We start from the raw sequence: 24398 nt of genomic DNA, 5'->3' as shown, positions 1-24398 counted from the left end.
AATCTACCCACCTAGGCCAGAAGCGAATTGTTAGACTGAACGCCATTCCATAATGGAATTCAAAGCATGGAATTCAAACAGCTGCGAAGCTTCATCGAAGTGGTGCACCGCGGGGGCTTCACCCAGGCGGCGCAAACACTGCACATCAGTCAATCGGCCGTGAGCAAGCAAGTGGCCCAACTAGAGCAAGATGTGGGCCAGCCACTGCTTGAGCGCCAGGCATCGCACCTGCACCTGACGGCAGCCGGACGCATCGTCCTCGAACGCGGCGAGGCATTGCTGCGCCAACGCCAGGCACTGCTCGCCGAGCTCGATGACCTCAGCCAGATGCTCCGTGGTGAACTGCGCCTGGGCTTACCGATGCTGGGCAGCGATGCCTTGTTCGCCGGATTGTTCGCCGAGTACCGACGGCGCCATCCGAACATCGCCATCCAATTGCTCGAAGGCGGCAGCCGCAGTGTCGAGCAAGCAGTGCGCAGCGGCGAATTGGAACTGGGCGGCAGCCTCACGCCCAGCGACCCGGATTTCGACTACCAGCCGTTCTGCAACGAACCGCTGGACGCTCTGCTGCCAGCCGATCACACCCTGGCCAGCAGTGCCGACGTGGCCCTGCGGCAATTGGCCGATACGCCGTTTCTGTTGTACCAACGCAGCTTTGTGCTCAACGACCGCCTGCTCAAGGCTTGTCAGCAGCAGGGTTTCACGCCCCAGGAAGGTGGGCGCAGCGGCCAGGCGGACTTTCTCGCGGCGCTGGTGGCCGCAGGCCAGGGGGTGGTGCTGCTGCCCCGGGTGGTGGCACAAGCGCTGGAACGCCCCGGGGTGGTGCGCGTGCCGCTGCGCGCGCCAGACGACCTGCGCTGGGACATCGCCTTCATCTGGCGGCGGGGTGCCTATCTATCGCGGGCGGCCCAGGCTTGGTTGGCGCTGTTGCGAGAACAGGGCTGAAGCTCAGGTGCGCAGCGCCTGGGCAAACTCGGCCAGCCAGGGTTCGGCATCGGCTTCGGGGGTGACGGTCTCGCTGGCATCCAGGCGTAACATGGGCAGCACTTCCCGCACCCCCATCTCGGCAAACAATTCACGCACCTGTTCGCCCCCGCCGCAGTAGGTGTCGCCATAGCTGGAATCGCCCAGGGCGAGCACCGCGCCAGGCAGGCCGCGCCAGGCGGCTGGCAAGGTGTCGCGCAGGGTGCTGTACAGCGGCATGAGGTTGTCTGGCAGCTCTCCCATACCGGTGGTCGAAGTCACCACCAGAACAGCCTCTGGGGCGAAGCCTTCGATGTCCTGCTGGGTTGTCCGTGCAGCGTGCCAGGCGTCGAAACCCTGAGCCTTGAGCAGACCCTGGGCGTGGCGTGCGACTTCTTCGGCGGTGCCATAGACCGAACCGGAAATAATGGCGACTTTCATGGGTGAGAGGATTCCGAAACTGACCAAAAACGTAGGATACTAGCATCCGCGGCTGGCAAAAGGCCGCCTCTACCAAAGTCCCCCACTCGCCCAATGGCACGAACATGATCAATGCACACCTGCTGCAATCAATGGTCGATGCGTCCAACGATGGCATCGTGATCGCCGAACAGGAAGGCGACGACACCATCCTGATCTACGCCAATCCCGCCTTCGAGCGCCTGACCGGCTATAGCCTCGACGATGTCCTCTATCAGGATTGCCGCTTCCTGCAAGGGGACGACCGCGACCAGCTGAGCCGCACCCGCATCCGCAAGGCCCTGGCCGAGGGTCGCCCGTGCCGTGAAGTGCTGCGCAACTACCGCAAGGATGGCAGCCTGTTCTGGAACGAACTGTCGATCACTCCGGTTCGCCATGAAGGCGATCAATGCCTGTACTACATCGGCATCCAGAAGGACGTCAGTCGCCAGGTCGAGTTGGAGCGACAGCTGGCCGAGTGCCGCGCCGGCGGTAAAACCGACGAACGCAGCTGAACCAAACCGATCGGGCACGGTCCATGCCAAAGAAGAAATCGTCACCGCAGAGTTCGATCATGCACGCAGAAGCGCTCCTGACCCAGGACGAACTGGATTTCATCCAGGACATGCAGCACATGCCGCAACTGAACCAGACCGACCCCATGGCCGGCCTGCTGGTCAATGGCGACCGCCGCATCCAATCGTTGTTGGCCCGCCTGGTGGCCAACGAGCAGGTCACCCTACAGGCACAGTTCAACAATCAGCAGATCAGCTTCCCGCTGCAGTTGGTCGAAGACGAATTCCACGCGGTACACCTGCAACTGGGCTCACCGGAAATCTACGAGGACGGCCCGCTGCTGCGCGCCTGGCGGTTGTCGATGGATGAACCCAGCGCCTTGCTCGACATCAATGGCCAGGCCAGCGGCCTGTGGGTACGGGATATTTCCTTCCGCGGTGCGCTGCTCGAAGTCCGCGGACTGCCAGAGGCCCCAGCGCAGTTCGAACTGCACTTCGCTCCAGCCGGCATCCCAGCGGTCCTTCTGCGTGGCGAGTTGCGCCGGCGCATTGGCCCCGACCTCGCTGCCTATGACCTGAGCCCGACCCGGGCCGGCGAAGTCGAGCGGCTGCGCGACTATATTCTCCAGGCCCATCGTCAGGCGCACCCCGAGCTGCACGCTCAGCTGTCTAGCTGACCCGCCATACAGCGCGCCAGGCGTCGGCGCATCAACGCGCCCTCGGCGCCAAGGCAAGCCACCGGACTGCCAGCCACGCTTTCCTGGGCCATTTCCGCCGCCTCACCGGCCAATAACACCGGGCAGTCCAGGGTTGCCAGCAAGCGCGCGAGACGTTTGTTCAGCGCCACGCCAGGCGACTGGTTGGAGAACAGGATCAGTGCATCCGGCTTGAGCCACTCGCAGACCAGCGCCAGCTCGTCCATGGGCTGCCCAGACGACAACGGCATGACCTCGATTTCATCCCCACTCAACTGCAGGCTCGCCACCAGCAGCTCCAATTCCCGGCATTGCCCGCTCAAGGGTGCCAGCACGACCCGTTGAGCACGCGAGGTGTGCAACAACTGCAGCCTGGCCTGCACACGGGTACGCAGGAACTGGTCGAGAAACAGCCATTCGCTGGCTTGTCCGAAAGTGCCCTGTGCAGCCGCCAGGCCATGCCAGACCGGCATGAATACCTCGGCGAACACTTGGTCGAGGGTGTGGCTGGCGAATACCTGGTCGAACAAACTGCCAAGCTGCGCAGAATCGAAGCGCCGCACCACTTCGCGCACTTGCGCCTGCAGGCGCAGCGCGGCGGGGCCGTGGGCGGGGCCGGCGTCGAGGCGAGCGCGATCACGGGCGAGGATGCTGCCCACCTTGCTCACCGTGACGCCACGTTCCAGCCAGCCGAGAATGCGCCGGATGTCTTCGATATCGGCTTGGGAATACAGGCGATGACCGCTGTCGGTACGGGTGGGCTGGATCAGCCCATAGCGCCGCTCCCAGGCACGCAGGGTGACCGGGTTGACGCCGGTGAGCCGAGCGACTTCACGAATGGGAAACAGGTCCTGGCGCTCCAGTCCTGCCTCATCGAGCACGGCCGAAACCTGGTTGTTCATCTACCTGGCCTCCTGTACACGTGAATGGGAAGGGTAGTTTACTACGTCGGTTCACGTCGCAGGGCCGAATCGCTGACGCAGCCCCCTGCCAGGCCATACAAGAGGGAAACAGTTCGGGTATGCTGGGTCATCGATGAAACGACAGACAAGTTGACCGCCCCGACATGAACAGCCCAATCCTCATCACCGGTGCCAGCCAGCGTGTCGGCCTGGCCCTGGCGCTCGAGCTGGCGCAGGCCGGCCATACCGTGGTTACCGCCAGCCGCACCGTGCAAGCGCAACCGGTCCACCCGAACATCGTGCAGTTCCAGGCCGACCTGTGCCAGGCCGGCGACCGACAGGCCCTGATCGACCACCTGCTCAGCCATTACGATGGTTTGCGCGCAGTCATCCACAATGCTTCGCTGTGGCTGGACGACGGCCTGGACAACCTCGAGACCATGTTCCGCCTGCATGTCGAGGCGCCCTACCACCTCAACCTGGCGCTCGGCGAGCTATTGGCCAAGACCGGCAAGACGGCTGGCAAGGCGGATATCATCCACATCTGCGACGAGACCTCGTCACGGGGCAGCAAGAGCCACATCGGCTACGCTGCGACCAAGGCGGCGTTGCAGAACATGGTATTGTCCTTCGCTGAAAAGTACGCGCCGCTCGTGCACGTCAACGGTATCCTGCCCGGCCTGCTGATCCTCAAGGAAGGCGGCGACGAGGCCTACCGCCAGCAGACCCTGAAGAAGGCCTTGCTGGAATTCGAACCCGGCGCCGGCCCCCTGATCGAAACGGTCCAGTACCTGCTCGCCAGCCAGTACAGCACCGGCAGCCAGGTGGTCATCAACGGTGGCCGCCACCTGAAGAACCGCATGACCTGAGAGAACACCATGACCTCCCAACAACAGCTCGAACTCGAAGCCGCCGCGTTCCGGCGCCTGGTCGAACATCTGCAGAACCGTACCGACGTGCAGAACATCGACTTGATGAACCTCTCCGGCTTCTGCCGTAACTGCCTGTCCAAGTGGTATAAGGCCGCTGCCGACGAGCGTCAGATCGACCTGAGCCTGGATGACGCACGTGAAGCGGTGTACGGCATGCCTTACGCCGAGTGGAAATCCCAATACCAGAAAGAAGCCAGCGCCGAGCAACAAGCGGCGTTCGAAAAAGGAAAACCGCGTGACTGATCTGAACACCCTGCGCGCCAGCCTGGCCAGCGGCCAACATGTCTTCGCCGACACCCTGGCCTTCATTGCCGCGAACTACAGCTACCAACCTCAAGCGTTCAACAACGGCGGCGTGGAAAATGCTGCCGGGCAGAATGAAGGCTCGTGCAAGACCCTGGGCCTGGCCCTACTGGAAGGCCTCAGCGACCAGGAGGCCCTGCTGGCCTTCGGCGAGCACTACCGCAGCGTGCAGGCCACCCCCGAAGGCAGCGATCACGCCAACATCCGTGCCTTGATCCAGCACGGCCTGGCCGGCGTGAAGTTCGCCGCCCAGCCGCTGTCGCGCAACGCCTGATGCTCCAAGGGCCGGTGCTGGCACCGCTCAGGCGATGACCTGCCCCGGCCCTCCCGCTTGCAGTTCGCCACGCTGCAACCATTGCAGCGCAATCGGCCATAGGCTGTCGCGGAAGCGATCGTGGAAGAATGCGAAGTGCCCGATCTCGCCCACTGAGATATCCACAGGCGCAAGACGCAGGTGCACTGGCCCGGCGTGGGCCAGGTAACTCAGCAGGCGCTCCGTGGCGGCCACCGTGCCGAACGGGTCGTCTGTCAGGCTGATGGCCAGGGTCGCGGCGCTTACGTGGACGAACGGCGCGGCTGGCAGCAGGCGCCCGCTGGGCCGCCGTTCGTAACGCGGGGTGCGCGTGGTCCAATCCCGTACCACGCCAGCAGGTGTGTCTTCCATCCAGCCCAGGCGCTTGCCGGGGAAATACCCGAACATCCCGGTGAGCAGCGGCATCAACACATGCCATTTACCCAACAGCCGCCAACGTTGATCGGCGGCATAGTCGCGCCAGTAGGCAAACTGCGCGCCCACCATCACCACCCGCCGCACCTGATGCGCCGAAGGCGCCAGGCCGACTGCGCAACCGCCGAAGCTGTGCCCCACCACATCTACCGGTTGGCCGGGAAAGTGCTGCTCGGCATACGCCAGCATGGCTTCGAAATCCAGACGCCCCCAATCGCTCCAGGACGCCTGGAAACCGCGCAACGAATCGGGACGCGACTCACCTATGCCGCGGTAGTCATACGTCAGCACGTCGCAGCCTTGGGCGAACAGGAAGTCGGCAAAACGTGAATAGTAGCGGCAGCGCACCGAGGTGGCGGCATTGATGATCACCAGTGGCCGCTGGGGGTCGTGTGCCGCATGCCGCCAGCAGAAGCCGCCGAGGCTATAGCCGTCGGCGGCGGGCTGGCGAAAAGGCGTGGCGGGTTGGTTCAGGCTGCTCATGGCGCGCACTCGTTCGTTGTGCGCCAACGCTAGCATCAAACCCTGGAATGGGTCACTGGGTATTCAAGCACTGGGCAATGCCCGCGCCACGCCCGGCTTGCGCAGTACTTCCAGGCGCGAGCCGTGGTAGCGGGTTTCGCGAAACAGCTTGAAGCGTCCGAACAGGCCGTAGACGTGCATCACCCGTCCCTGCTCGTGGTAACCCATGCGCAGATGTAACTTCATGGCGGGCACGTTGTGCGTCTCGACTACGTCCACCACCTTGTGACAGCCCTTCTCGCGCATGGCGTTCCACAGTTCGACCTGGGCGGTGACCGACAGCTCGCTACCAAAGTAGCGGCGGATCATCTCGCCGCCGAATTCGAAGAACTCGCCCGGCTTCACCGGGAAGGTGCAGCCGTAGTAATGCTTGTCGTGATAGTCGACCACGCTGGCCCAGATGAACGCTACTGCATCGCCCTGCTCGTCCAGGTACATGTGCCCGGTGTGGCCGTCGGCTGCCAGTTCGCGCATGGTTTCGACACGGTCGCCGAAGTGCCGGGCGAAGGCATCGGCGTTACCTGGAGTGATCTGCACCAGCGTCACTGGCGGATGCTCTTTGAGCGTGCAGGGCGGAACCGGCGTGATCAGATCACGCTCCATCCAGAGCAATTCCCAGTGGAAGAACACATAGCGTTCGAACAGCGTCTTGAAGGTACGCTTGAACCCTTTGCGCTTGATTCGCTCTTGAAGTTGACGCAGTACACGCATGCACGCCTCCTCGGCCCCGGCGTTATTGCCCAGCCCCAAGAAGCGGTATAGATGGCGGCCATATCAATTAGCCAGCAGCAGAAGTGTTGCAGAATGTTAACGGAGTTGGAACAAAACCGGACACCTGAGCAAAACAGGTGTCCGGTCAAAGACTTGCTTACAGCTCGACGCAGTCGAACCGTACGTCGGTCGCCACATCTTCGTCGTAATTGACGTCAGCACGCTCGAAGCCGAACAGGTTGAGGAACTGCTTCTTGTAACCGGCGTAGTCGGTCAGCTGGAACAGGTTCTCGGTAGTCACCTGTGGCCACATGGCCTTGCAGGCGTCCTGAACGTCGTCACGCAGTTCCCAGTCGTCCAGGCGCAGGCGCTGCTTCTCGTCGACCTCGGCCGGCTGGCCGTCGGCACGGTACATGCGCTCGCGGAACATGCGGTCGAGCTGGTCCTGTGTGCCTTCGTGCACACCTTTTTCCTGCATGATCTTGAAGACCATCGACAGGTACAGCGGCATCACCGGAATGGCCGAGCTGGCCTGGGTCACTACCGATTTGAGCACGGCCACGTTGGCGCCGCCCTTGACTTCGCTGGCCAGCTTCTGGTCCAGACGCAGCGCGGTCTCGTCCAGATCCTGCTTGGCTTGACCCAGAGCGCCGTGCCAGTAGATCGGCCAGGTGATCTCGGTGCCGATGTAGCTGAAGGCCACGGTACGGGCGCCTTCGGCCAGCACGTCAGCGCCGGCCAGGGCGTCGATCCACAGCTGCCAGTCCTGGCCACCCATGACGGTGACGGTGTCGGCGATTTCCTGCTCGGTGGCCGGCTCGATGCTGGCCTCGATGATGGTGTCCTTGTTGGTGTCGATGGCGGTCGACTTGTACGGCTGGCCAATCGGCTTGAGCGCCGAGCGCACCAGTTCACCGGTCTGTGGCAGCTTGCGCACTGGCGAAGCCAGGGAGTAGATCACCAGGTCGACCTTGCCGCCCATGTCGTTCTTGATCAGCTCGATGACCTTGGCCCGGGCCTCGTCGGAGAAGGCGTCACCGTTGATCGACTTGCTGTACAGGCCCTCGGCCTTGGCGAACTTGTCGAACGCGGCGGCGTTGTACCAGCCTGCGGTGCCGGCCTTGGTCTCGGTGCCAGGCTTTTCGAAGAACACGCCCAGGGTGTCGGCCTTGAAGCCGAAGGCTGCAGTGATACGGGCTGCCAGGCCGTAGCCGCTGGAAGCACCGATGACCAGGACCTTCTTCGGGCCATCCTCGCGCACGCCCAGCTTGCGGGTGGCTTCGATCTGGTCACGGACGTTGAGCTCGCAGCCCTTCGGATGGGTCGTGGTGCAGATGAAACCGCGGACCTTAGGATGAATGATGGCCAATGTCTGTACCTCGTCAGGTTTATGCCGGGGAAGCGCCGCCAGCGGCGATTCCGTTTGATCAGAGGGTGAGACTACCCCCGCAGGTTATCCGACACATATTAAGGGCTGACGGGGGCGATCGAAAGCGCGGTCGCCTCGATGCGACACCGCTGGGCGCCTGATGCCCATGCGGACTCGGGCCTCTTCGCCGCCCGATCACGGGCAGGATTGATTGGTTTTTCACATCAATCGTGCAGAAAAACAAACTTAACAAATCAGCCAAACCCATCGATGCTGGCGACATACCGCGCCCTCGCGGCGCACCACCCTGCACGGAGAACAACAATATGAACGACGTGGTCATCGTCGCCGCAACCCGCACCGCCATCGGCAGCTTCCAGGGCGCCTTGGCCAACGTACCTGCCGTCGACCTGGGTGCAGCGGTGATCAAGCAGTTGCTGCAGCAAACCCAGCTGGACCCGGCGCAGGTCGATGAAGTGATCCTCGGCCAGGTGCTCACCGCCGGTGCCGGACAGAATCCGGCGCGCCAGGCCGCGATCAAGGCCGGCCTGCCCTACAGCGTACCGGCGCTGACCCTGAACAAGGTCTGCGGCTCGGGCCTCAAGGCCCTGCACCTGGCTGCCCAGGCCATCCGCTGTGGCGATGCAGAGGTGGTGATCGCCGGTGGCCAGGAAAACATGAGCCTGTCGCCCTATGTCCTGCCCTCGGCCCGTACCGGCCAGCGCATGGGCCATGGTCAGCTGATCGACAGCATGATCACCGACGGCTTGTGGGATGCCTTCAACGACTATCACATGGGCATCACCGCCGAGAACCTGGTCGAGCAGTACGGCCTGACCCGTGAACAGCAGGATGCGTTCGCCGCCGAGTCGCAGCGCAAGGCTGTGGCCGCCATCGAGGCTGGGCGTTTCAGTGATGAGATCACCCCGATCGTGCTGCCGCAGAAAAAGGGCGAGCCGAAGATTTTCGCACGCGACGAACAACCCCGCGCCGACACCACTGCCGAGTCCCTGGCCAAGCTGCGTCCGGCGTTCAAGAAGGACGGCAGCGTGACCGCCGGCAATGCCTCTAGCCTCAACGATGGCGCGGCGGCGGTGCTGATGATGAGCGCGGCGAAGGCCAAGGCCCTGGGCCTGCCGGTGCTGGCCCGCATCGCCGCCTATGCCAGCGCTGGCGTGGATCCGGCGATCATGGGCATCGGCCCGGTTTCGGCGACCCAGCGCTGCCTGGACAAGGCCGGTTGGGCCCTGGCCGATCTGGATCTGATCGAGGCCAACGAAGCCTTCGCCGCCCAGGCGTTGTCGGTAGGCAAGGCGTTGGAGTGGGATTCGACGCGGGTCAACGTCAACGGCGGGGCGATCGCCCTGGGTCACCCGATCGGCGCCTCGGGCTGCCGGGTCCTGGTGACCCTGCTGCACGAGATGATCAAGCGCGATGCCAAGAAAGGCTTGGCCACGTTGTGCATCGGCGGTGGCCAAGGCGTGGCACTGGCGATCGAGCGCTGACTGGCACCGGCGTTGCCGGTGTTCGCGGGGCAAGTCGGGGCGCCGCACCGCCGCTCCCACAGATCTATGCAGGTTTCAAGAACCGTAGGGTACCTGTGGTAGATCCATGCAGGTTTCAAGAACCATGGGGTACCTGTGGGAGATCTATGCAGGTTTCAAGAACCATGGGGTACCTGTGGGAGCGGGCTTGTCCCGCGAACACGGGCGAAGCCCGTGCCATCCAGCGCGGTCCCCGTCAGGCCAGCGCCGCCCGCAACTCCCGCGCCGCCGCGACCATGTTCACCAACGCCGCCTCGGTTTCCGCCCAGCCGCGGGTCTTCAGCCCGCAATCAGGGTTGACCCACAACCGCTCGGCCGGAATACGCTGTGCCGCCTTGCGCAGCAGCGCCACCATCTCTTCGCGGCTAGGCACCCGTGGCGAGTGGATGTCATACACCCCCGGCCCGATCTCGTTGGGGTAGGCAAAGCGCTCGAAGGCCTCCAGCAACTCCATGTCCGAACGGGATGTCTCGATGGTGATCACATCGGCATCCATCGCCGCGATCGACTCGATCACATCGTTGAACTCGCTGTAGCACATGTGGGTGTGAATCTGCGTTTCATCACGTACTCCAGACGCACACAGGCGGAACGCTTCGGTGGCCCACTCCAGGTATTGCGCCCAGGCCCCCCGGCGCAGTGGCAGGCCCTCACGGAACGCAGCTTCGTCGATCTGGACGATGCGAATACCGGCAGCCTCCAGGTCGACCACCTCGTCGCGAATCGCCAGCGCCAGCTGCCGGGCCTGCACTTCGCGGCTCACATCCTCACGCGGGAACGACCACATCAGCATGGTCACCGGACCGGTCAGCATGCCCTTCATCACTTTGCCGGTCAGGCCTTGGGCGTACTTGATCCACTCCACTGTCATGGCCTTGGGGCGACTCAGGTCAGCGAAGATGATCGCCGGTTTCACACAACGCGAGCCGTAGCTCTGCACCCAGCCGAAGCGGGTGAACAGGTAGCCATCGAGCTGCTCGGCGAAGTACTCGACCATGTCGTTGCGCTCGGCCTCGCCGTGCACCAGCACATCCAGGCCCAGGTTCTCCTGGATCTGCACGGCATGGCGGATCTCGCTGTGCATGGCCTCGACATAGTCGCCCTCGGTCAGCTTGCCCTGTTTGAAGGCCTGGCGCGCCAAGCGAATGGCCGAGGTCTGCGGGAACGAGCCGATGGTGGTGGTCGGGTAGGCCGGCAGATTCAGGCCCGCGCGCTGCTTGGCGATGCGTTGCGCGAAGGCCGAGTGACGCTGGCTGTCGGCGGGCTTTATGGCGGCCAGGCGCGCCTGCACGGCAGGCTTGTGAATCCGTGGCGAGGCCGCGCGGCTGGCCTGAATGGCGCGACTGCGCTCGAGGGCAGCGACCACCTGGGCAGCGTCTGGCTGATCGATCGCCTGGGTCAGCAACGCCACCTCCTGACACTTCTGCACGGCGAAGGCCAGCCAGCCCTTGAGCTCGGCATCGAGCTGATCTTCACGGGCCAGGTCCACCGGGCTGTGCAGCAGCGAACAGGACGGCGCGACCCACAGACGCTCACCCAGGCGCTCGGCAGCGTGTTGCAGCACGGCTAGCGCTTTTTCCAGGTCGCAGGCCCAGACGTTGCGACCGTTGACCAGTCCCAGGGAGAGGATCTTGTAGGCCGGCAGACGGTCGAGGATGGTCGGATACTGATCAGGCGCGCGCACCAGGTCGATGTGCAGCCCATCGACTGGCAGGTTGGCCGCCAGGCCGAGGTTTTCCTCCAGGCCGCCGAAGTAGGTGGCAATCAGCTTTTTCAGCGGTGCACGCTGCAGGATGTTGTAAACGCGCTCGTAGGCGTTTTTCCATTCCTGCGGCAGGTCCAGCACCAGGATCGGCTCGTCGATCTGCACCCATTCCACGCCTTGCGCAGCCAGGCGGTTGAAGATCTGGTCATACAGCGGCAGCAGGCGATCGACCAGGTCCAGCTTGTCGAATTCGCTACCCTTGGTCTTGCCCAACCACAGGTAGGTCAGCGGACCGATCACCACCGGCTTGACCGCATGTCCCAAGGCCTTGGCCTCCTCGACCTCGTCGAACAACTGCTCCCAGCTCAGGGCGAAGGTCTGGTCTTCGGTGAACTCGGGGACCAGGTAGTGGTAGTTGGTGTCGAACCATTTGGTCATTTCCTGGGCATGGGCCCCGCCGCAGCAACCACCGGCACCGTGACCGGCAACAGCACCACGGGCCATGGCGAAGAGGGTTTGCAGGTTGGGCTTGGCGCCGTCGTGGTCACGGAAGCGCTGCGGGATCACGCCGAAGGTCAGCGAGTGAGTCAGTACCTGGTCGTACCAGGCGAAGTCTCCGACCGGCAACAACTCGATGCCGGCATCCTTTTGCACCTGCCAATGGCTGGCACGCAGCTCGCGGCCAACCGCACGCAGGCCGGCTTCATCGAGCTCGCCCTTCCAGAAGGCTTCCTGGGCCTTCTTCAGCTCGCGGTCGCGGCCGATGCGCGGAAAACCCAGGTTGTGTGCCAGTGCCATGTCTTGTCCCTCAGAATGCGTGAAAATGATGAGGGCAATTGTCTGCGTGTCCTCATCTTGAGACAAACTCATTTATTTTGAGATGAAATCAAGTTCCATTCATGATCGAATAGCCGGGTCGATGTCTCGTTCAGAGCACCACCTTGCGCCCCCGGACAACCCTTCGAGCCCACGCCCAACGGACAATGCAACCCTGACCCGACCAGGTGATACAGCGCCATGAGCTTGCTGAGAACCGCGCTGCACGACCGCACCTTCGTCTGTGTGATGGAGTTCGTGCCCAAACCTAGCGCTGAGCGTTTCGCCGCCATGCAGGCGATCATGGATCGCCGGCAGCTGTGCGGCTGGCCGCTGACCGTGGCCATCGGTGACCGTGTGGCCAGCGCCCTGGACCTCTCTCCGCTCGATGCCTTGGACAGCTTCGCCACGCCGTTGCCGGCCCTGACGCATTTCTCCGGCAAAAACCGCGAGCGCCATGATCTGCTGGCGCAACTGCAGCGCATGCAAGCTAGCGGTCAGGAACAACTGCTGATTCTCACTGGCGACCGCTTGCCCGGCCACCAACCCGGCGAACGCCCGGTGCGCTACCTGGAGTCGGTCGCTGCGTTGCAGATCGCCCGCCAGGCCGGCCCGCACCTGCTCCTGGGCGCCGCACTCAATCCGTTCAAATACCGCGAGGAAGAAGGCGGCGCACAGTACTGCAAGGCTGAGAAAAAACTCGCCGCAGGCGCTGACTTCCTCACCCTGCAACTGGGCTTCGATGCCGGCAAGCACCACGAAGCGCTGCAATGGATGCAGCGTCAGGCCCAACCCAAGCCGCTGCTGGCCTGCCTGATGAGCTTGACCCACGGCCGCGCCGCGATGCTCGAACATGTTGCGGGGGTGACGGTGACGCCATCGATGCTGGACATGCTCGAAGCCGAGGCAGCCGTCTCCAAGGCCTACGCCCAGGCCCGCAGTGTCGATCGCCTGGCCCTGCAGATCATCGGGGTCAAACTGATGGGCTACGCCGGGGTGCACCTGTCGGGCATTCACGCACTCGAGCAACTGGTTACCCTTGAGGCACGCCTGGAACATTGGCAAAACCGTCTGCACACCCTCGAACAGTGGGCCCCTGAATGGGCGGCGAGCTGGCAGATGCCGGGCCTGCCCGCCGTGACCTTTCACCCGCCGGAAGGCAACTGGCGTTTGGGCGAAACCCGCAGCAACGCCTCGCTCAAGGAAAAGGCTCGTTACCATCTGCTGCACGGCGCGCATGCGCTGTTGTTCAGCCGTGACAACTGGTTAAGCAAGACCTTTGGCTGGGCGGTACGGCAACCGTTGTGGGCCACCGCCACTGGCGCTCGCGTTTTGCACCGTCTGGAACGCAGCGCCAAGCGCCCACTGGTGGGTTGCGACACCTGTGGCCGCTGCCGCCTGGAAGACACTCTGTACATCTGCCCGGAGACCTGCCCCAAAGGCCTGGCCAACGGCCCCTGCGGCGGCACCACACTGAACCGCTGCGAGTTCGGCGACCGCGAATGCATCCACAGCGTCAAGTACCGCACTGCCGTGGCGGTGAGGCAAACCGCCGTGCTCACGCAACGGCTGATCCCCTGCATCAGCGCCGAGAGCCGCCACCAGAGTTCGTGGCCGGTGTGGTTCGATGCTGCGCAGCTACAGCACAGCGCACCGTCAAGCATAGGGCCGATGCTACGGCAGGATGCGAGCGTAAAAGCTGGATCGTCCAACCCAGGCAAAAAGCGAAGCAGTGAGGCCCTCGCCGAAACAGGATAGTGATAACGACCTTACTAGTGTTGCGCCTGAGCGCATCCGAGTCATTATCCTGTGCACACGCTTTTGACCTCGGCACAGGATGTCTCTTTTGACCCGCGACCAACTCGAAACCCGGCAAGTCCCGATCTACTTCGCCGCCGTCATCGCGGCCGCGGCTCTTGGCATGCTGGCCCCTGCCGCCGCCAGCCATTTGCAAGCCTGGGTGACCCCAGCCATCGCTGTTCTGATGTATGCGATGTTCCTGCAGATCCCGTTTCTCGACCTGCGCCAAGGCGTGGCCAACCGCCGGTTCATGGCCGCGTTGCTGCTGGCCAATTTCGTGCTGGTGCCGTTGCTGGTCTGGGCGGCTACCCGCAGCCTGGTCGAACACCCGGCGCTGCTCATCGGCGCCCTGTTGGTGCTGCTGACCCCGTGCATCGACTACGTGGTGGTGTTTACCCACATCGGCAAGGGCGATGCGCGCCTGACCCTCGCCGCCACGCCGGTGCTGTTGCTGCTGCAATTGCTGCTGCTGCCGGTGTACCTGACTTGGATCCTCGGCGACAGCGCTACCGTGGCGCTGTCGATCAAACCATTCGCGGAGGCCTTCTTGCTGTTGATCGTGGTGCCGCTGTTGCTGGCCGTGCTGACCAGCGCCAGCGCTCGTCGGCATCGCCCTGTCGCGGCCTGGAACGCGGCCTGGGCATGGATGCCGGTGCCGGCGATGGCGCTGGTACTGGTGGCGGTGATCGGCTCGCAGATCGCGGTGGTGCTGCATGATTTCGAGAAACTGTGGCCGGTGATACCGGTTTACCTGTGCTTCATGCTGCTGGCACCGCTGCTCGGCCTGCTGTCGGCGCGGTTGCTGCGCCTGCCGGCGGCCCAGGCCCGTTCGGTGACCTTCAGCGCGGCGACGCGTAACTCCCTGGTGGTGCTGCCGCTGGCCCTGGCCTTGCCGGAAGACCTGCGCACGCTGGCGGCAGCGGCGGTGATTACCCAGACATTGGTCGAGTTGGTCTTTGAGCTGGTTTACGTGCGCGTGGTGCCGGTCGTGGTGCGGGGCTGAAGGCAACCAGTCTCTGGCCCATCTCCCAATAGCTCAAGTTTTTCGCATTGCTCAGCTGTCAACCGACTGATGATCCGAATCGCCTGGTGAATCCCAGCGGTATTGCGAAAACTCAACTGCGGGTTATGTTCGCACTCGAGCACATCATCATGTTGCACCAAGGCTTCGCCCAGTAGTTCTAGCGTCCAGGCGTATTGCTGAATCGTGGTCAGGCGTTCTTGATCAGTCATGGGGCACCTGCTTGGCTGCGTTCGCAGGACTTGGCCGCGTATGAATGGGATAGAACGTATGGAGAGCGGACGTCGAGGTGCCACGACGGCGGAGAGCGGATGCGAGGATCCTGAATAGACGTACGTTGAACATGCATGAGGTCCTTTTCGATTGGAGCACCACGCTGACCGTCGCCAAACGGTTAGGGTGGCAGCTGTACGCAGGTTGGCGAACCGAGGAAAAGGAACTCGGCAGACCCGAAGGTCTCCCACGCACAGCCGCCATGACACGAAACTGCGGGCGCAAAAAAAGCGCCAGCAATCGTGATGGGCGCCAATGCGCCTTTTCGTTCGGGTCGCCAAACCCGGCCGCAGAATTGGCTGCGACTCGTGCAATCTAGCTTTCGTGGGCAGCGACTGCAAGCTGGAATTTGTTGTGCGATGATTGATCTCGCCACTCCATGCGGACCAAGACTGAGCTTACATCCAAGCGGCTAGAAGCTCGCCAAGGCATTTCCCCAGCCCATGAAATCGAGTAGAGAAAATCTCTATTCAGCTTTGGCAACTCACCTCCCGACCAGGCAGCACACACATTGGCAAACAGGTACCCCTCATGACCCAACCTACCGACCAGGCCTTCTACGACCGCGCCGACGCGCACATCCAGCTGGCCAACGAACAGATCGAAAAACTCGAAGATCTCGGCCGGGTCAGTGCTTCCACGACCTTCGCCGCCGCACGCTTCAACGCCTGGATGAGTGCCCGCAGTTTCAAGTCGGCGGCGCAGATGGCCGAGGCCAAGGCAGAACTGATGAAGTACTTCTGCGAACAGTATCGGCTGATGCTCGAAGACAATCTCGACGAGCATATCGAGCAGTTCGACCGCTATGTGCTGGGCAAGGAAGGCTAGCCCCTCAGTGCGCAGCCAGGGCCGAACCTACACGCAGTAGCGTGTCAACACGAGACAGCCTTTGCCAGGAAAATGCACGCCGTGTAGGAGCGGCGGTGGCGGGGCCAGTGGAGGGAGAGGTAGTAGGGTGTGCGCTTGAGATGTATGCAACACTGCAACTCTCAAGCGCACACCCCGCGCCACCTCAAGTTTCAGAACAACCGCGTCTCGTAAGTCACATAAAACCTGTTTTCATCCACATCCCGAGCAAACGAAGACCGGTACGTCGCATTCCGCCAGGTGACGCCCACGCCCGACAACAGCCCGCTCTGTATCACGTACTTGATATCGGTATCGCGCTCCCATTCCTTACCCGCCTCATGCCCCAGCACCTTGGCATCCTCGCCATGGAAATAGCGGGTCATGAAACTCAGCCCTGGTATGCCACTGGCGGCGAAGTCGTAGTCGTAGCGCAGCTGCCAGGACTTTTCGTTCTGCTCTGAAAAGTCACCGAATTGACCAAAGTTGATCAGGTAAGGATCGGTGCCCTCCAGATAGGGGAAGGCGGTTTTCCCGCTCATCTTCTGCAGGCCCAGGCCAAACGCATGGCCGGCGTGGTGGCGATAGGTGAGCAGGCCATTCAGCGCCCGGTTGTCGATGGTGCCGCCCGCCGCGCTGCCGCTGTCGTCGCTCACTGAAAGCCGCAGATCGAGTTCCAGCGCATCGCTGCCCACCGCGGTGCGCCCTTTCAAGCCAATGAAATGCTGCGCATAGATGTCATCGAGCTTGCCGTAGTGATAACTCGTGGACCAGTTCTTGCTCCATTGGTAGTCCACCCCGCCCAGGTAGAAATGATCGGACGGTGCAGCGGTGCGGAAACGGCTGTTGCGGTTGTACAGCGCGATACTGCCCTGGCCCGACTCGTTGCGCTGGCTGACTTCATCTAGCCTGCCAAGCGTCAGCGTGGTATTGGCCAGATCGTTCGAGGTCAGCAGGCCGCCCTGGAACATCTGCGGGAACAACCGGCCATAGTTGGGTTGCACCGTCGGCAACTTGGGTACCAGCGTACCGACCTTCAACTCGCTACGGGCCACCCGCAGCTTCGCCGTGGCGCCCAGCCGTGAGTAGTTGTCCGCGACCTGCCCGTCTTCCTGCACAGGTAGCAGACCAGTGCCTGCACGGTCGCGGCTGGAATCGAGCTTGATGCCCAGCTTGCCCAGCACGTTGACGCCGAAACCTACGGTGCCAGGGGTGTATCCCGAGCGGTAGTCCAGCAGAAAACCCTGCGCCCACTCCTCGCTTTTCGAGCGCCCCGCCCCGTCACGGAAATCGCGATTCATGTAGAAGTTACGCATCGACAAGGTGGCCTTGCCATCCTCGACGAACCCTTCGGCCGCTGCCAGACCGCTGAAGCCGGCCAGCGTGGTGAAGAGGAAAACAGTGGTCTTATTGTTGTTGTACATGTGTTCTCCAGACGAACAGTGTGGGCGCGACATCGCGCCCTATTGAGAATCAGCAGCGCTCCAGCACCATCGCCACCCCTTGGCCGACACCGACGCAGAGGCTGACAACCGCGTAACGCTGGCTGTGCACCTGCAAGGCGCGGGCAGCGCTGAGGGCCAGACGGGCGCCAGAGGCGCCAAGGGGGTGGCCTATGGCGATGGCCCCGCCGTGAGGGTTCACGCGTGGGTCGTCGAACGGCAGTCCGAGCGCTTTCAAACACGCCAGCACTTGGGCGGCGAAGGCTTCGTTGATTTCGATGAGGTCGACCTGCTCGAGGGTAAGCTCGGCGCGCTGCAGGGCCGTGAGGATGGCCTGGTGCGGGCCGATGCCCATGATGCGTGGCTCCACCCCAACGCTCGCCGAAGCCAGAATGCGCGCCAGCGGTCTGACGCCGTAGCGTTCGCCCACCTGGCGACTGCCGATCACCAGTGCGGCGGCGCCGTCGTTGATACCCGAGGCGTTGCCTGCCGTGACCACGCCGCCGGGAAACAACGCCGGCAGGCGCGCCAGCGCGGTCATGTCCGATTGCGGCCGCGGATGCTCGTCAGCGCGGACCTCCAGCATCTCGCCCTTGCGTCCGGCCGGAACGGCAATAGGCATGATTTCACCATCGAGGAAGCCCGCACGCAGGGCTGCTTGGTAACGTGCTTGCGAAGCGGCAGCGTAGGCATCGGCGTCCTCGCGACTGATCTGCATCTGCGCGGCCAGGTTGTCGGCGGTCTCGGGCATGCTGTGATTGCCGTACTGGGCAATCAACCGTGCATTGGGAAAGCGCACGCCGATGGTGCTGTCGAAGAGCTCCACGGAACGGCTGAACGGGGTCGCCGATTTGTTCATCACGAACGGCGCCCTGGACATGCTCTCGACCCCGCCTGCCAGGTACAGGTGCCCCTCACCGCAGGTGATCGCCCGGGCCGCATCGATCACCGCCGATAGCCCACTGGCGCAAAGGCGATTGACGGTGATACCCGGCACCGTGCAGGGCAGGTTGGCCAGTAGCGCGGCATGGCGGGCGACGTTACGGCTGTCCTCGCCGCTCTGGTTGGTGCAGCCGAGGATCACCTCGTTCAGCGCAGACACTGGAAAGCCGGAGCTCTCCATGACCTGCGCCAGCACCGTGGCGGCAAGGTCGTCGGGACGCAGCGGCGCAAGGCCGCCGGCATGGCGCCCGAACGGGCTGCGCAGCCCGCAATAGATATAGGCATCGAGCATGCTGTTTTCTCTGCAAATGGCCGTGGCAGCGCCTGGTAGAAGGCGCCGCTGCACGGAGGGACGGATGGGTTATTGCGCCGGGATCACACCGCAGGCCTGGAGGCTGGCAATCGCTTCGGCATCGAAGCCGTGGTTCGCCAGCACCGCAAGGGTGTGTTCGCCCAGCTGTGGCGGCGCCTGACGAAACGCCGGCGGCGTACGCGACAGCTTGATCGGCGAGCCGATGCCTTGGTAATCACCCTGGCGCCAGATCATCTGCCGATGCTGGGTATGCGGATGATCGACCACGGTCTGGACATCGGCGATGGCGCCACAGGGCACACCGATCGCCATCAACTGCTCGGCGAGCAGCAGGCCGTCGTGCTCGGCGAGCTTTTGCTCCAGCAAGGCCTTGAGTGCATCGCTGTGGCGCAGGCGCTGGGCATTGTTGGCGAAGCGCTCGTCGTCAGGCAGCGAGCCTGCGCCGATGAAATCGCACAGCTTGCGGAACTGGCCGTCGTTGCCGATCGCCAGGAACACCGGGACACTCCCCGACGCGTAGCTGTCGTAGGGGCAGATGTTCGGGTGGGCATTGCCCGTGAGCTTGGGCAGCTTGCCCGAAGCCAGGTAGTTGGGCACATGGGGATGCAACAGCGACATGCCGCAATCGTAGAGCGAGATGTCGACGTGCTGACCCTGGCCGCTGCGGCTACGCTCGGCCAGTGCCAGCAACACGCCGGTCAGGGCATTGAGGCCGGTCACTAGGTCTACCACCGGCAACCCTACCCGGGTAGGGCCGCTGCTCTGGCTGCCGTTCACGCTCATCAAGCCAGCCATGGCCTGGACCACCGCATCGTAGCCAGGCAGGCCACCGAGCGGTCCATCGGCGCCGAAGCCGGTGATGGAGCAGTGAATCAGCCCCGGAAACCGGGTTTTCAAGGTGTCGTAACCCAACCCCCAGCGTTCCAGCGTGCCGGGCTTGAAGTTTTCGACCAGGACGTCGGCCTCTTGCAGCAGACGAATCAGCACATCCTTGCCCTGGGCGTGCGAAAGGTCGACGGCCAGGCTGAGCTTGTTGCGATTGACGCCTTTGAAGTATGCCGCCAGGTCGCCGTCGAAGGGCGGGCCCCAGCCACGTGTCTCGTCACCGCCCAGGGGTTCGAGCTTGATCACTTCGGCACCGTGGTCGGCCAGCGCCTGAGTGCAGTAGGGGCCGCCCAATACTCGGCTGAGGTCGACGACCTTGATGCCACTGAGTGCGCCTGTCTTGTTGTTCATGCAGGTGTACTCCCGGATCAGCGAGCTGGCAGCAGCGACATCGCTGCGGCGAGATCGATGGTTTGTTCCGACGCCACCTCAGCCAGCACTCTGGCCTGTTCGGGCGTGTGCAATGGCTGCAGCGGATCGCGGGGCAACAATTTGTGCTGGAGCACCAGGTGGGCCAGCGCCAGGCGTCGGTAGTCGCCGATGCGCATCGCTTCCCAGGCCATGAAGATGGCCGTGGTGATGTGGTAGAGCGCACTGCCGCTGTGGCGCACCTCGTCGCTGCGGTCATGCTCGGCTACCTGGCGCATGCCTTCGCTGGCGCTGTGCAGGAGCTGATCGAACAGCGCCTTCGAGGCCTCGGGCAAGCCAGCTTCGGCCAGCAAGCCCTGCAGGTAGGCGGTCAACGGCCCCAGGGCGCCTTCGCGTACCGTAGCCCGGGCGATATCCAGGGCGACGATGTTGCTGGTGCCCTCCCAGATCGAACCCAGGTGCGAATCGCGCACCAGCCGTGCGTCGCTCCACTCCTCGATGTAACCCACGCCGCCGCGCACCTCCATGGCATCGCCAGTGACCTTGCGCGCGTCGCGACAGGCACGGAATTTCACCAATGGCGTGAGGATGCGCACGCATTTTTGCGCCGCCTGCTCACCTGCATCGGCCTTGGGCAGCAAGGTGGCGATCTGCATGAACATCGACCTTGCCTGCTCGGTCGGCAACATGATCTTCAGCAACTGACGCTGCATCAGTGGCATTTCGATCAGGGCCTTGCCGAAGGCTCGGCGATGACGGGCGATGTACAGCGCTTCGGTCAACGCCCTGCGCATCATGCCGGCCGAGCGCACGCCGTTGGAGAGCCGAGACATGTTGATCATGTCGGCCATCTGCTGGAAGCCACGGCCTTCCTTGCCTACCAGGAAAGCGGTGGCGCCTTCGAGGGCGATTTCGCCGCTGGCCATGGAGCGGGTGCCAAGCTTGTCTTTCAGGCGGATGATGCGATAGGCGTTGCGCGATCCGTCGTCGAGCACCTTGGGCAACAGGAACAGGCTGACCCCCTTGAGGCCAGGTTCATCGTTGGAACGTGCCAGAACCATGGCCAGGTCGGCGTCGGCGTTGGAGCAGAACCACTTGTCCCCATAGAGTTTCCAGACCCCATCCTGCTTGCGCGCCTCGGTCACCGTGCCCGACACATCGGAGCCAGCGGCCTGTTCGGTCATGAACATGGCGCCCTGGAACAGGGTTTCGAAGTTCGGGTCGGTCAGCGCCGGTAGATAGCGCTGGACCAGCTCGTCATCGCCGAACTTGCGCAACGTACGGGTCAGCGAATCGGTCATGCTCACCGGGCAGCACAGGCCGAACTCCGCTTGCACGAACAGGTAGGTCAGCGCGTACTTGATCAGCGGCGACGGCCGCTCTTCGACGTGGCTCATGCGTGACAGCCCAAGCTCGCCGTAGGCCACGCGCTCCAGGGCCACGTAATCGGGATGCTTGAGGATGCTCTGCAGTGCTTCGCCGCGGCGGGTACGTTGCTGCAGGGTCGGCGGATGCTTGTCGGCCGACAGCGCAAGCTGGTCCAGCTCACCACCGGCGCGAGCGCCCAGGCGCTCCAGGGTCGGCTTCCAGCGCGCCAGCTCGGCGGCAGGAATGTACAGCGCGAGAAGCCGCCCCAGGCTGGCATCGGCTTCGTACAGGTTGATGCCAGCGCTGTCGGGGATATTGCTCTCGGTGGCCGAGAGGCTTGGGTGTACGGCGGTCATCGGAGACGTCCTGTTTGTTTTTGTTGCCCCGATCGTAGGAATCGCTTCGATAACTATCCAATACAAAAAAAAGACCCTACGATAAGAAAAACAGATCGTAGGAGCCGGCGGATGGACCTCAAACACTTGCGCTACTTCATCGCCGTCGCCGAAGAGCTGCATTTCGGCAGGGCGGCCGCCCGCCTGTTCATCTCGCAACCCGCGCTGAGTTTCGACATCAAGAAGCTCGAAGAACAGCTCGACACCCAGCTGTTCGTCCGCACCAACAAGTTCGTCAAACTGACCGGCGCCGGCGAAACGCTGCTCGCCGAGGCGCGGAACCTGCTGGTGCAGGTGGAGCAGATGAAAGCCCTGACCAAACGCTCGGCGGCCGGGTTCATCGGCCGCGTGCGCATTGGCTTCGTCAACTCGATGCTGCACCGTGGCCTACCGCGGGCGGTCGAGCGCTTCCAGCAGGAAAACCCTGGCGTGGAAGTCGTGCTCATCGAAATGAACAGCGCCGAACAAGTCACCGCCATCCAGCGCGGGCAGATCGATCTGGGCTTCGTGCATGGCGGCATGACGTCACCTGGCGTGGCGTCGGAGCTGGTCATCGCAGACCGCTTCGTCTGCTGCGTGCCGGCCAACCACCCCGCTGCCGGGCGGGCCCGGATCGACCTGGCCGAGCTGCGCGATGAAGGTTTCATCCTGTTCCCCCGGGCAGTTTCCCCGCACTACCACGACCTGATCGTGGCACACTGCGTCGGCGCGGGCTTCAGCCCGATCATCCGTCACGAGGCACGGCTGTGGCAGACCATCGTCACCATGGTGAGCATGGGCATGGGCGTTGCGCTGGTGCCCAAGACGCTGTCCCAGGCCTGGCCGGATAACATTCACTATGCCGAGATCGACCAGGCCGGCGCGCTGTCCGAAACCCACGCCATCTATCCGGTGGCGGCACCAGCGGTGGCCGTGCAAGCCTTTCTGAAAACCCTCATGGAGTGCCTTCCGGTGGTGTAAAGCTGCCACCTCTACGATAAGCAAACGCATATGAAACGATAATAATAAAAGAATATTTATTTCCAGCTCAGCTCCCTACACTCGATTCTGAATTCAAATCTGCCCATTAGCGTGCAGCCGATATTCAGACCCAAGAACAATAACGAGATGAGTCCATGAGCAGCACTACTGTCCCTGATCCAAAGATTCAAACAACCAAGGCCAGGCGCGCCGGCATTGCCTCTTTTATCGGCACGACCATCGAATGGTACGACTTCTATATATATGGTTTCGCTGCAGCGTTGGTATTTGGCAAAGTCTTCTTTCCTGCCGACCTCGATCCCGGCGTGGCCACGCTTCTGGCGTTCGTCACCTTGTGGTCGGGCTTTGTCGCGCGCCCTATCGGGGGCCTGATCTTCGGCCACATGGGCGACAAGATCGGCCGCAAAACTACCTTGGTCATCACCCTGGTGATGATGGGCATCGCCACCACCGGTATCGGCCTGCTGCCCGCTTACGAGTCCATTGGCATCTGGGCCCCGATATGCCTGGTGCTGTTGCGCGTGATCCAAGGCATCGCCGTGGGCGGCGAATGGGGTGGCGCTATCCTGATCGCCAGCGAACACGCGCCCAAGGGCAAGGGGATTCTCTACGCCGCATTCGCCCAACAAGGCTCTCCGACCGGCAACCTGTTGGCGACCTTGGTGTTCTTCGCCCTCAGCGCCATGCCCACGCCTGAGTTCATCACCTACGGCTGGCGCATTCCGTTCCTGCTTTCGGCCCTGCTGGTGATCGTCGGCATGATCATCCGGCTGAAGCTGGAAGAATCAGACGACATGAAAAAGCTCATCGAGCAGAAGAAGACCGTCAAGCTGCCGGTTGCCGAAGTGCTGCAAAAGCACTGGCGCCTAGTTCTGCTCGGCGCCCTGGTGCTGCCGGTGATCCATGTCACTTACTTCAAGACAACCTTCGCGCTGTCCTGGGCCAGCAAAACCCTGGGTTATACACAGGACGCATTTCTTAGCATCATCGTCCTGGCGCTGATCGTGCAATTCATCTTCCAGCCCATCGGCGCCCTGCTCGCCTCGCGTATCGACATGCGCAAGGCGGTAGCGATCATGCTGATCCCCGAATTGCTGTTCATGCCGGTGATGTTCTACGCCATCGAAACCAAGGTGTACTGGCTGGCGGTCCTGGGAATGTGCCTGGCGACCATTCCCCATGCGATGTTCTACGGCGCGGTCGGCGGGATGCTGGCCCGAGCGTTCCCCGCGCGCATTCGCTACACCGGGCTTTCACTGGCCTATCAATTGTGCTCGCTGTTGATCGGTGGTGGCACGCCTGTGCTCGCGCAGTGGATTCTCAACTCCACCGGCGGGATCTTCTGGGTGGCTGTGGCCTCGGCGCTGTACGCCGTGGTCTCGCTGGTGGCCTCGATCATGTTGATCAACCGCACCGGTATCCATGCCAAGGACCACTCGCTGGCCGAGCAGGCCGACTCGGTCAACCTGGCCGGAGACGAACAGGATCCAGCTGCTACCGCCAGATCCGCGGGCGTCGGTGCACGGGCATCCGGGGCGATCTGACACTTGCCCCTTGAGGTGTCGCTCCAGGGCGGCACCTCGATCACACACACAAATTG

General features: G+C 63.0%; 23 protein-coding genes. 12 read left to right on the top strand and 11 right to left on the bottom strand.

Features of this window, described 5'->3' with window-relative positions; all coding sequences use genetic code 11:
* Positions 1 to 66 precede the first annotated feature (66 nt).
* Positions 67 to 945, top strand: coding sequence for a LysR family transcriptional regulator (locus tag E2H86_RS16415; RefSeq protein ID WP_133329671.1), 879 nt, complete (start codon positions 67 to 69; stop codon positions 943 to 945).
* A 3-nt stretch (positions 946 to 948) separates the two neighbouring features.
* On the opposite strand, the gene E2H86_RS16410 is transcribed toward E2H86_RS16415, so the two are convergent.
* Positions 949 to 1404 carry a flavodoxin gene (locus tag E2H86_RS16410; RefSeq protein ID WP_133329669.1) on the bottom strand — a complete coding sequence of 152 codons (456 nt, stop codon included), beginning with the start codon at positions 1402 to 1404 and terminating at the stop codon, positions 949 to 951.
* A gap of 104 nt (positions 1405 to 1508) precedes the next feature.
* On the opposite strand from E2H86_RS16410, the gene E2H86_RS16405 reads away from it, so the two are divergent.
* Entirely contained in the window at positions 1509 to 1937 is a 429-nt protein-coding gene (locus tag E2H86_RS16405; RefSeq protein ID WP_133329667.1) for a PAS domain S-box protein, read from the top strand.
* A gap of 59 nt (positions 1938 to 1996) precedes the next feature.
* The gene (locus E2H86_RS16400) at positions 1997 to 2614 is read left to right on the top strand and encodes a hypothetical protein (RefSeq protein ID WP_133330010.1); all 618 of its coding nucleotides are present in this window, start codon (positions 1997 to 1999) and stop codon (positions 2612 to 2614) included.
* On the opposite strand, the gene E2H86_RS16395 is transcribed toward E2H86_RS16400, so the two are convergent.
* Positions 2599 to 3534: a MerR family transcriptional regulator gene (locus E2H86_RS16395; RefSeq protein ID WP_133329665.1), complete on the bottom strand. Its 936-nt coding sequence runs from the start codon at positions 3532 to 3534 to the stop codon at positions 2599 to 2601. The genes E2H86_RS16400 and E2H86_RS16395 overlap by 16 nt on opposite strands.
* A 164-nt stretch (positions 3535 to 3698) precedes the next feature.
* Here E2H86_RS16395 and folM point away from each other — a divergent pair, with 164 nt between their 5' ends.
* The 3 genes from folM to E2H86_RS16380 are packed head-to-tail and all read left to right on the top strand — an operon-like array spanning position 3699 to position 5043.
* The gene (gene folM, locus E2H86_RS16390; protein WP_133329657.1) at positions 3699 to 4403 is read left to right on the top strand and encodes a dihydromonapterin reductase; all 705 of its coding nucleotides are present in this window, start codon (positions 3699 to 3701) and stop codon (positions 4401 to 4403) included.
* 9 nt (positions 4404 to 4412) lie between these two features.
* On the top strand, positions 4413 to 4709 hold the full coding sequence (locus E2H86_RS16385) for a DUF1244 domain-containing protein (protein WP_133329655.1): 297 nt from the start codon (positions 4413 to 4415) through the stop codon (positions 4707 to 4709).
* Complete coding sequence (locus E2H86_RS16380; RefSeq protein WP_133329653.1) at positions 4702 to 5043, top strand: HopJ type III effector protein; 342 nt, start codon at positions 4702 to 4704, stop codon at positions 5041 to 5043. The genes E2H86_RS16385 and E2H86_RS16380 overlap by 8 nt, the downstream gene beginning before the upstream one ends.
* Before the next feature lie 27 nt (positions 5044 to 5070).
* Here the strand turns inward: E2H86_RS16380 and E2H86_RS16375 are convergent, their stop codons facing one another.
* The 3 genes from E2H86_RS16375 to fabV form a co-directional block, all read right to left on the bottom strand.
* Entirely contained in the window at positions 5071 to 5979 is a 909-nt protein-coding gene (locus E2H86_RS16375) for an alpha/beta hydrolase family protein (RefSeq protein ID WP_133329651.1), read from the bottom strand.
* 63 nt (positions 5980 to 6042) lie between these two features.
* Complete coding sequence (locus E2H86_RS16370; protein ID WP_133329648.1) at positions 6043 to 6729, bottom strand: N-acetyltransferase; 687 nt, start codon at positions 6727 to 6729, stop codon at positions 6043 to 6045.
* Between the two features lie 157 nt (positions 6730 to 6886).
* A complete protein-coding gene (gene fabV, locus E2H86_RS16365) occupies positions 6887 to 8098 on the bottom strand; it encodes an enoyl-ACP reductase FabV (RefSeq protein ID WP_133329645.1) in 1212 nt (403 codons plus the stop codon).
* Positions 8099 to 8424: 326 nt separating this feature from the next.
* On the opposite strand from fabV, the gene E2H86_RS16360 reads away from it, so the two are divergent.
* The gene (locus E2H86_RS16360) at positions 8425 to 9603 is read left to right on the top strand and encodes an acetyl-CoA C-acetyltransferase (protein WP_133329642.1); all 1179 of its coding nucleotides are present in this window, start codon (positions 8425 to 8427) and stop codon (positions 9601 to 9603) included.
* Between the two features lie 235 nt (positions 9604 to 9838).
* On the opposite strand, the gene metE is transcribed toward E2H86_RS16360, so the two are convergent.
* A complete protein-coding gene (metE, locus tag E2H86_RS16355; protein ID WP_133329640.1) occupies positions 9839 to 12145 on the bottom strand; it encodes a 5-methyltetrahydropteroyltriglutamate--homocysteine S-methyltransferase in 2307 nt (768 codons plus the stop codon).
* A 219-nt stretch (positions 12146 to 12364) separates the two neighbouring features.
* Here metE and E2H86_RS16350 point away from each other — a divergent pair, with 219 nt between their 5' ends.
* Together E2H86_RS16350 and E2H86_RS16345 are read left to right on the top strand one after the other, a co-directional pair.
* Positions 12365 to 13921 (top strand): methylenetetrahydrofolate reductase C-terminal domain-containing protein, encoded by a 1557-nt coding sequence (locus E2H86_RS16350; RefSeq protein ID WP_133329638.1) that lies wholly within the window; start codon positions 12365 to 12367, stop codon positions 13919 to 13921.
* A gap of 88 nt (positions 13922 to 14009) precedes the next feature.
* Entirely contained in the window at positions 14010 to 14966 is a 957-nt protein-coding gene (locus E2H86_RS16345) for an arsenic resistance protein (protein WP_133329636.1), read from the top strand.
* On the opposite strand, the gene E2H86_RS16340 is transcribed toward E2H86_RS16345, so the two are convergent.
* Positions 14930 to 15196, bottom strand: a complete 267-nt coding sequence (locus tag E2H86_RS16340; RefSeq protein WP_133330008.1) for a hypothetical protein — start codon at positions 15194 to 15196, stop codon at positions 14930 to 14932. The two genes, E2H86_RS16345 and E2H86_RS16340, sit on opposite strands and share 37 nt — an antisense overlap.
* Positions 15197 to 15788: 592 nt before the next feature.
* Here E2H86_RS16340 and E2H86_RS16335 point away from each other — a divergent pair.
* Positions 15789 to 16085 carry a DUF3144 domain-containing protein gene (locus E2H86_RS16335; RefSeq protein WP_133329634.1) on the top strand — a complete coding sequence of 99 codons (297 nt, stop codon included), beginning with the start codon at positions 15789 to 15791 and terminating at the stop codon, positions 16083 to 16085.
* A 191-nt stretch (positions 16086 to 16276) separates the two neighbouring features.
* Here E2H86_RS16335 and E2H86_RS16330 read toward each other — a convergent pair whose 3' ends face one another.
* The 4 genes from E2H86_RS16330 to E2H86_RS16315 all read right to left on the bottom strand — a co-directional run bounded on the left by E2H86_RS16330 (position 16277) and on the right by E2H86_RS16315 (position 21778).
* Positions 16277 to 17527 carry an OprD family porin gene (locus tag E2H86_RS16330; RefSeq protein ID WP_133329632.1) on the bottom strand — a complete coding sequence of 417 codons (1251 nt, stop codon included), beginning with the start codon at positions 17525 to 17527 and terminating at the stop codon, positions 16277 to 16279.
* A gap of 49 nt (positions 17528 to 17576) precedes the next feature.
* The gene (locus E2H86_RS16325) at positions 17577 to 18779 is read right to left on the bottom strand and encodes a 3-oxoadipyl-CoA thiolase (RefSeq protein ID WP_133329630.1); all 1203 of its coding nucleotides are present in this window, start codon (positions 18777 to 18779) and stop codon (positions 17577 to 17579) included.
* Positions 18780 to 18848: 69 nt separating this feature from the next.
* Positions 18849 to 20036 (bottom strand): CaiB/BaiF CoA transferase family protein, encoded by a 1188-nt coding sequence (locus E2H86_RS16320; RefSeq protein WP_133329628.1) that lies wholly within the window; start codon positions 20034 to 20036, stop codon positions 18849 to 18851.
* Positions 20037 to 20053: 17 nt separating this feature from the next.
* Positions 20054 to 21778: an acyl-CoA dehydrogenase family protein gene (locus E2H86_RS16315; protein ID WP_133329627.1), complete on the bottom strand. Its 1725-nt coding sequence runs from the start codon at positions 21776 to 21778 to the stop codon at positions 20054 to 20056.
* Positions 21779 to 21889: 111 nt separating this feature from the next.
* Here E2H86_RS16315 and E2H86_RS16310 point away from each other — a divergent pair, with 111 nt between their 5' ends.
* Together E2H86_RS16310 and E2H86_RS16305 are read left to right on the top strand one after the other, a co-directional pair.
* Positions 21890 to 22777 (top strand): LysR family transcriptional regulator, encoded by an 888-nt coding sequence (locus E2H86_RS16310; RefSeq protein WP_133329625.1) that lies wholly within the window; start codon positions 21890 to 21892, stop codon positions 22775 to 22777.
* A 155-nt stretch (positions 22778 to 22932) separates the two neighbouring features.
* The gene (locus E2H86_RS16305; RefSeq protein ID WP_133329624.1) at positions 22933 to 24342 is read left to right on the top strand and encodes an MFS transporter; all 1410 of its coding nucleotides are present in this window, start codon (positions 22933 to 22935) and stop codon (positions 24340 to 24342) included.
* The last annotated feature ends 56 nt before the right edge of the window (positions 24343 to 24398 follow it).

This window comes from Pseudomonas putida, from assembly GCF_004357765.1.
Lineage (GTDB): Bacteria > Pseudomonadota > Gammaproteobacteria > Pseudomonadales > Pseudomonadaceae > Aquipseudomonas > Aquipseudomonas putida_U.
Note: the sequence above shows the minus strand (reverse complement) of the source record. Positions and strands in the feature narration are given on the sequence as shown.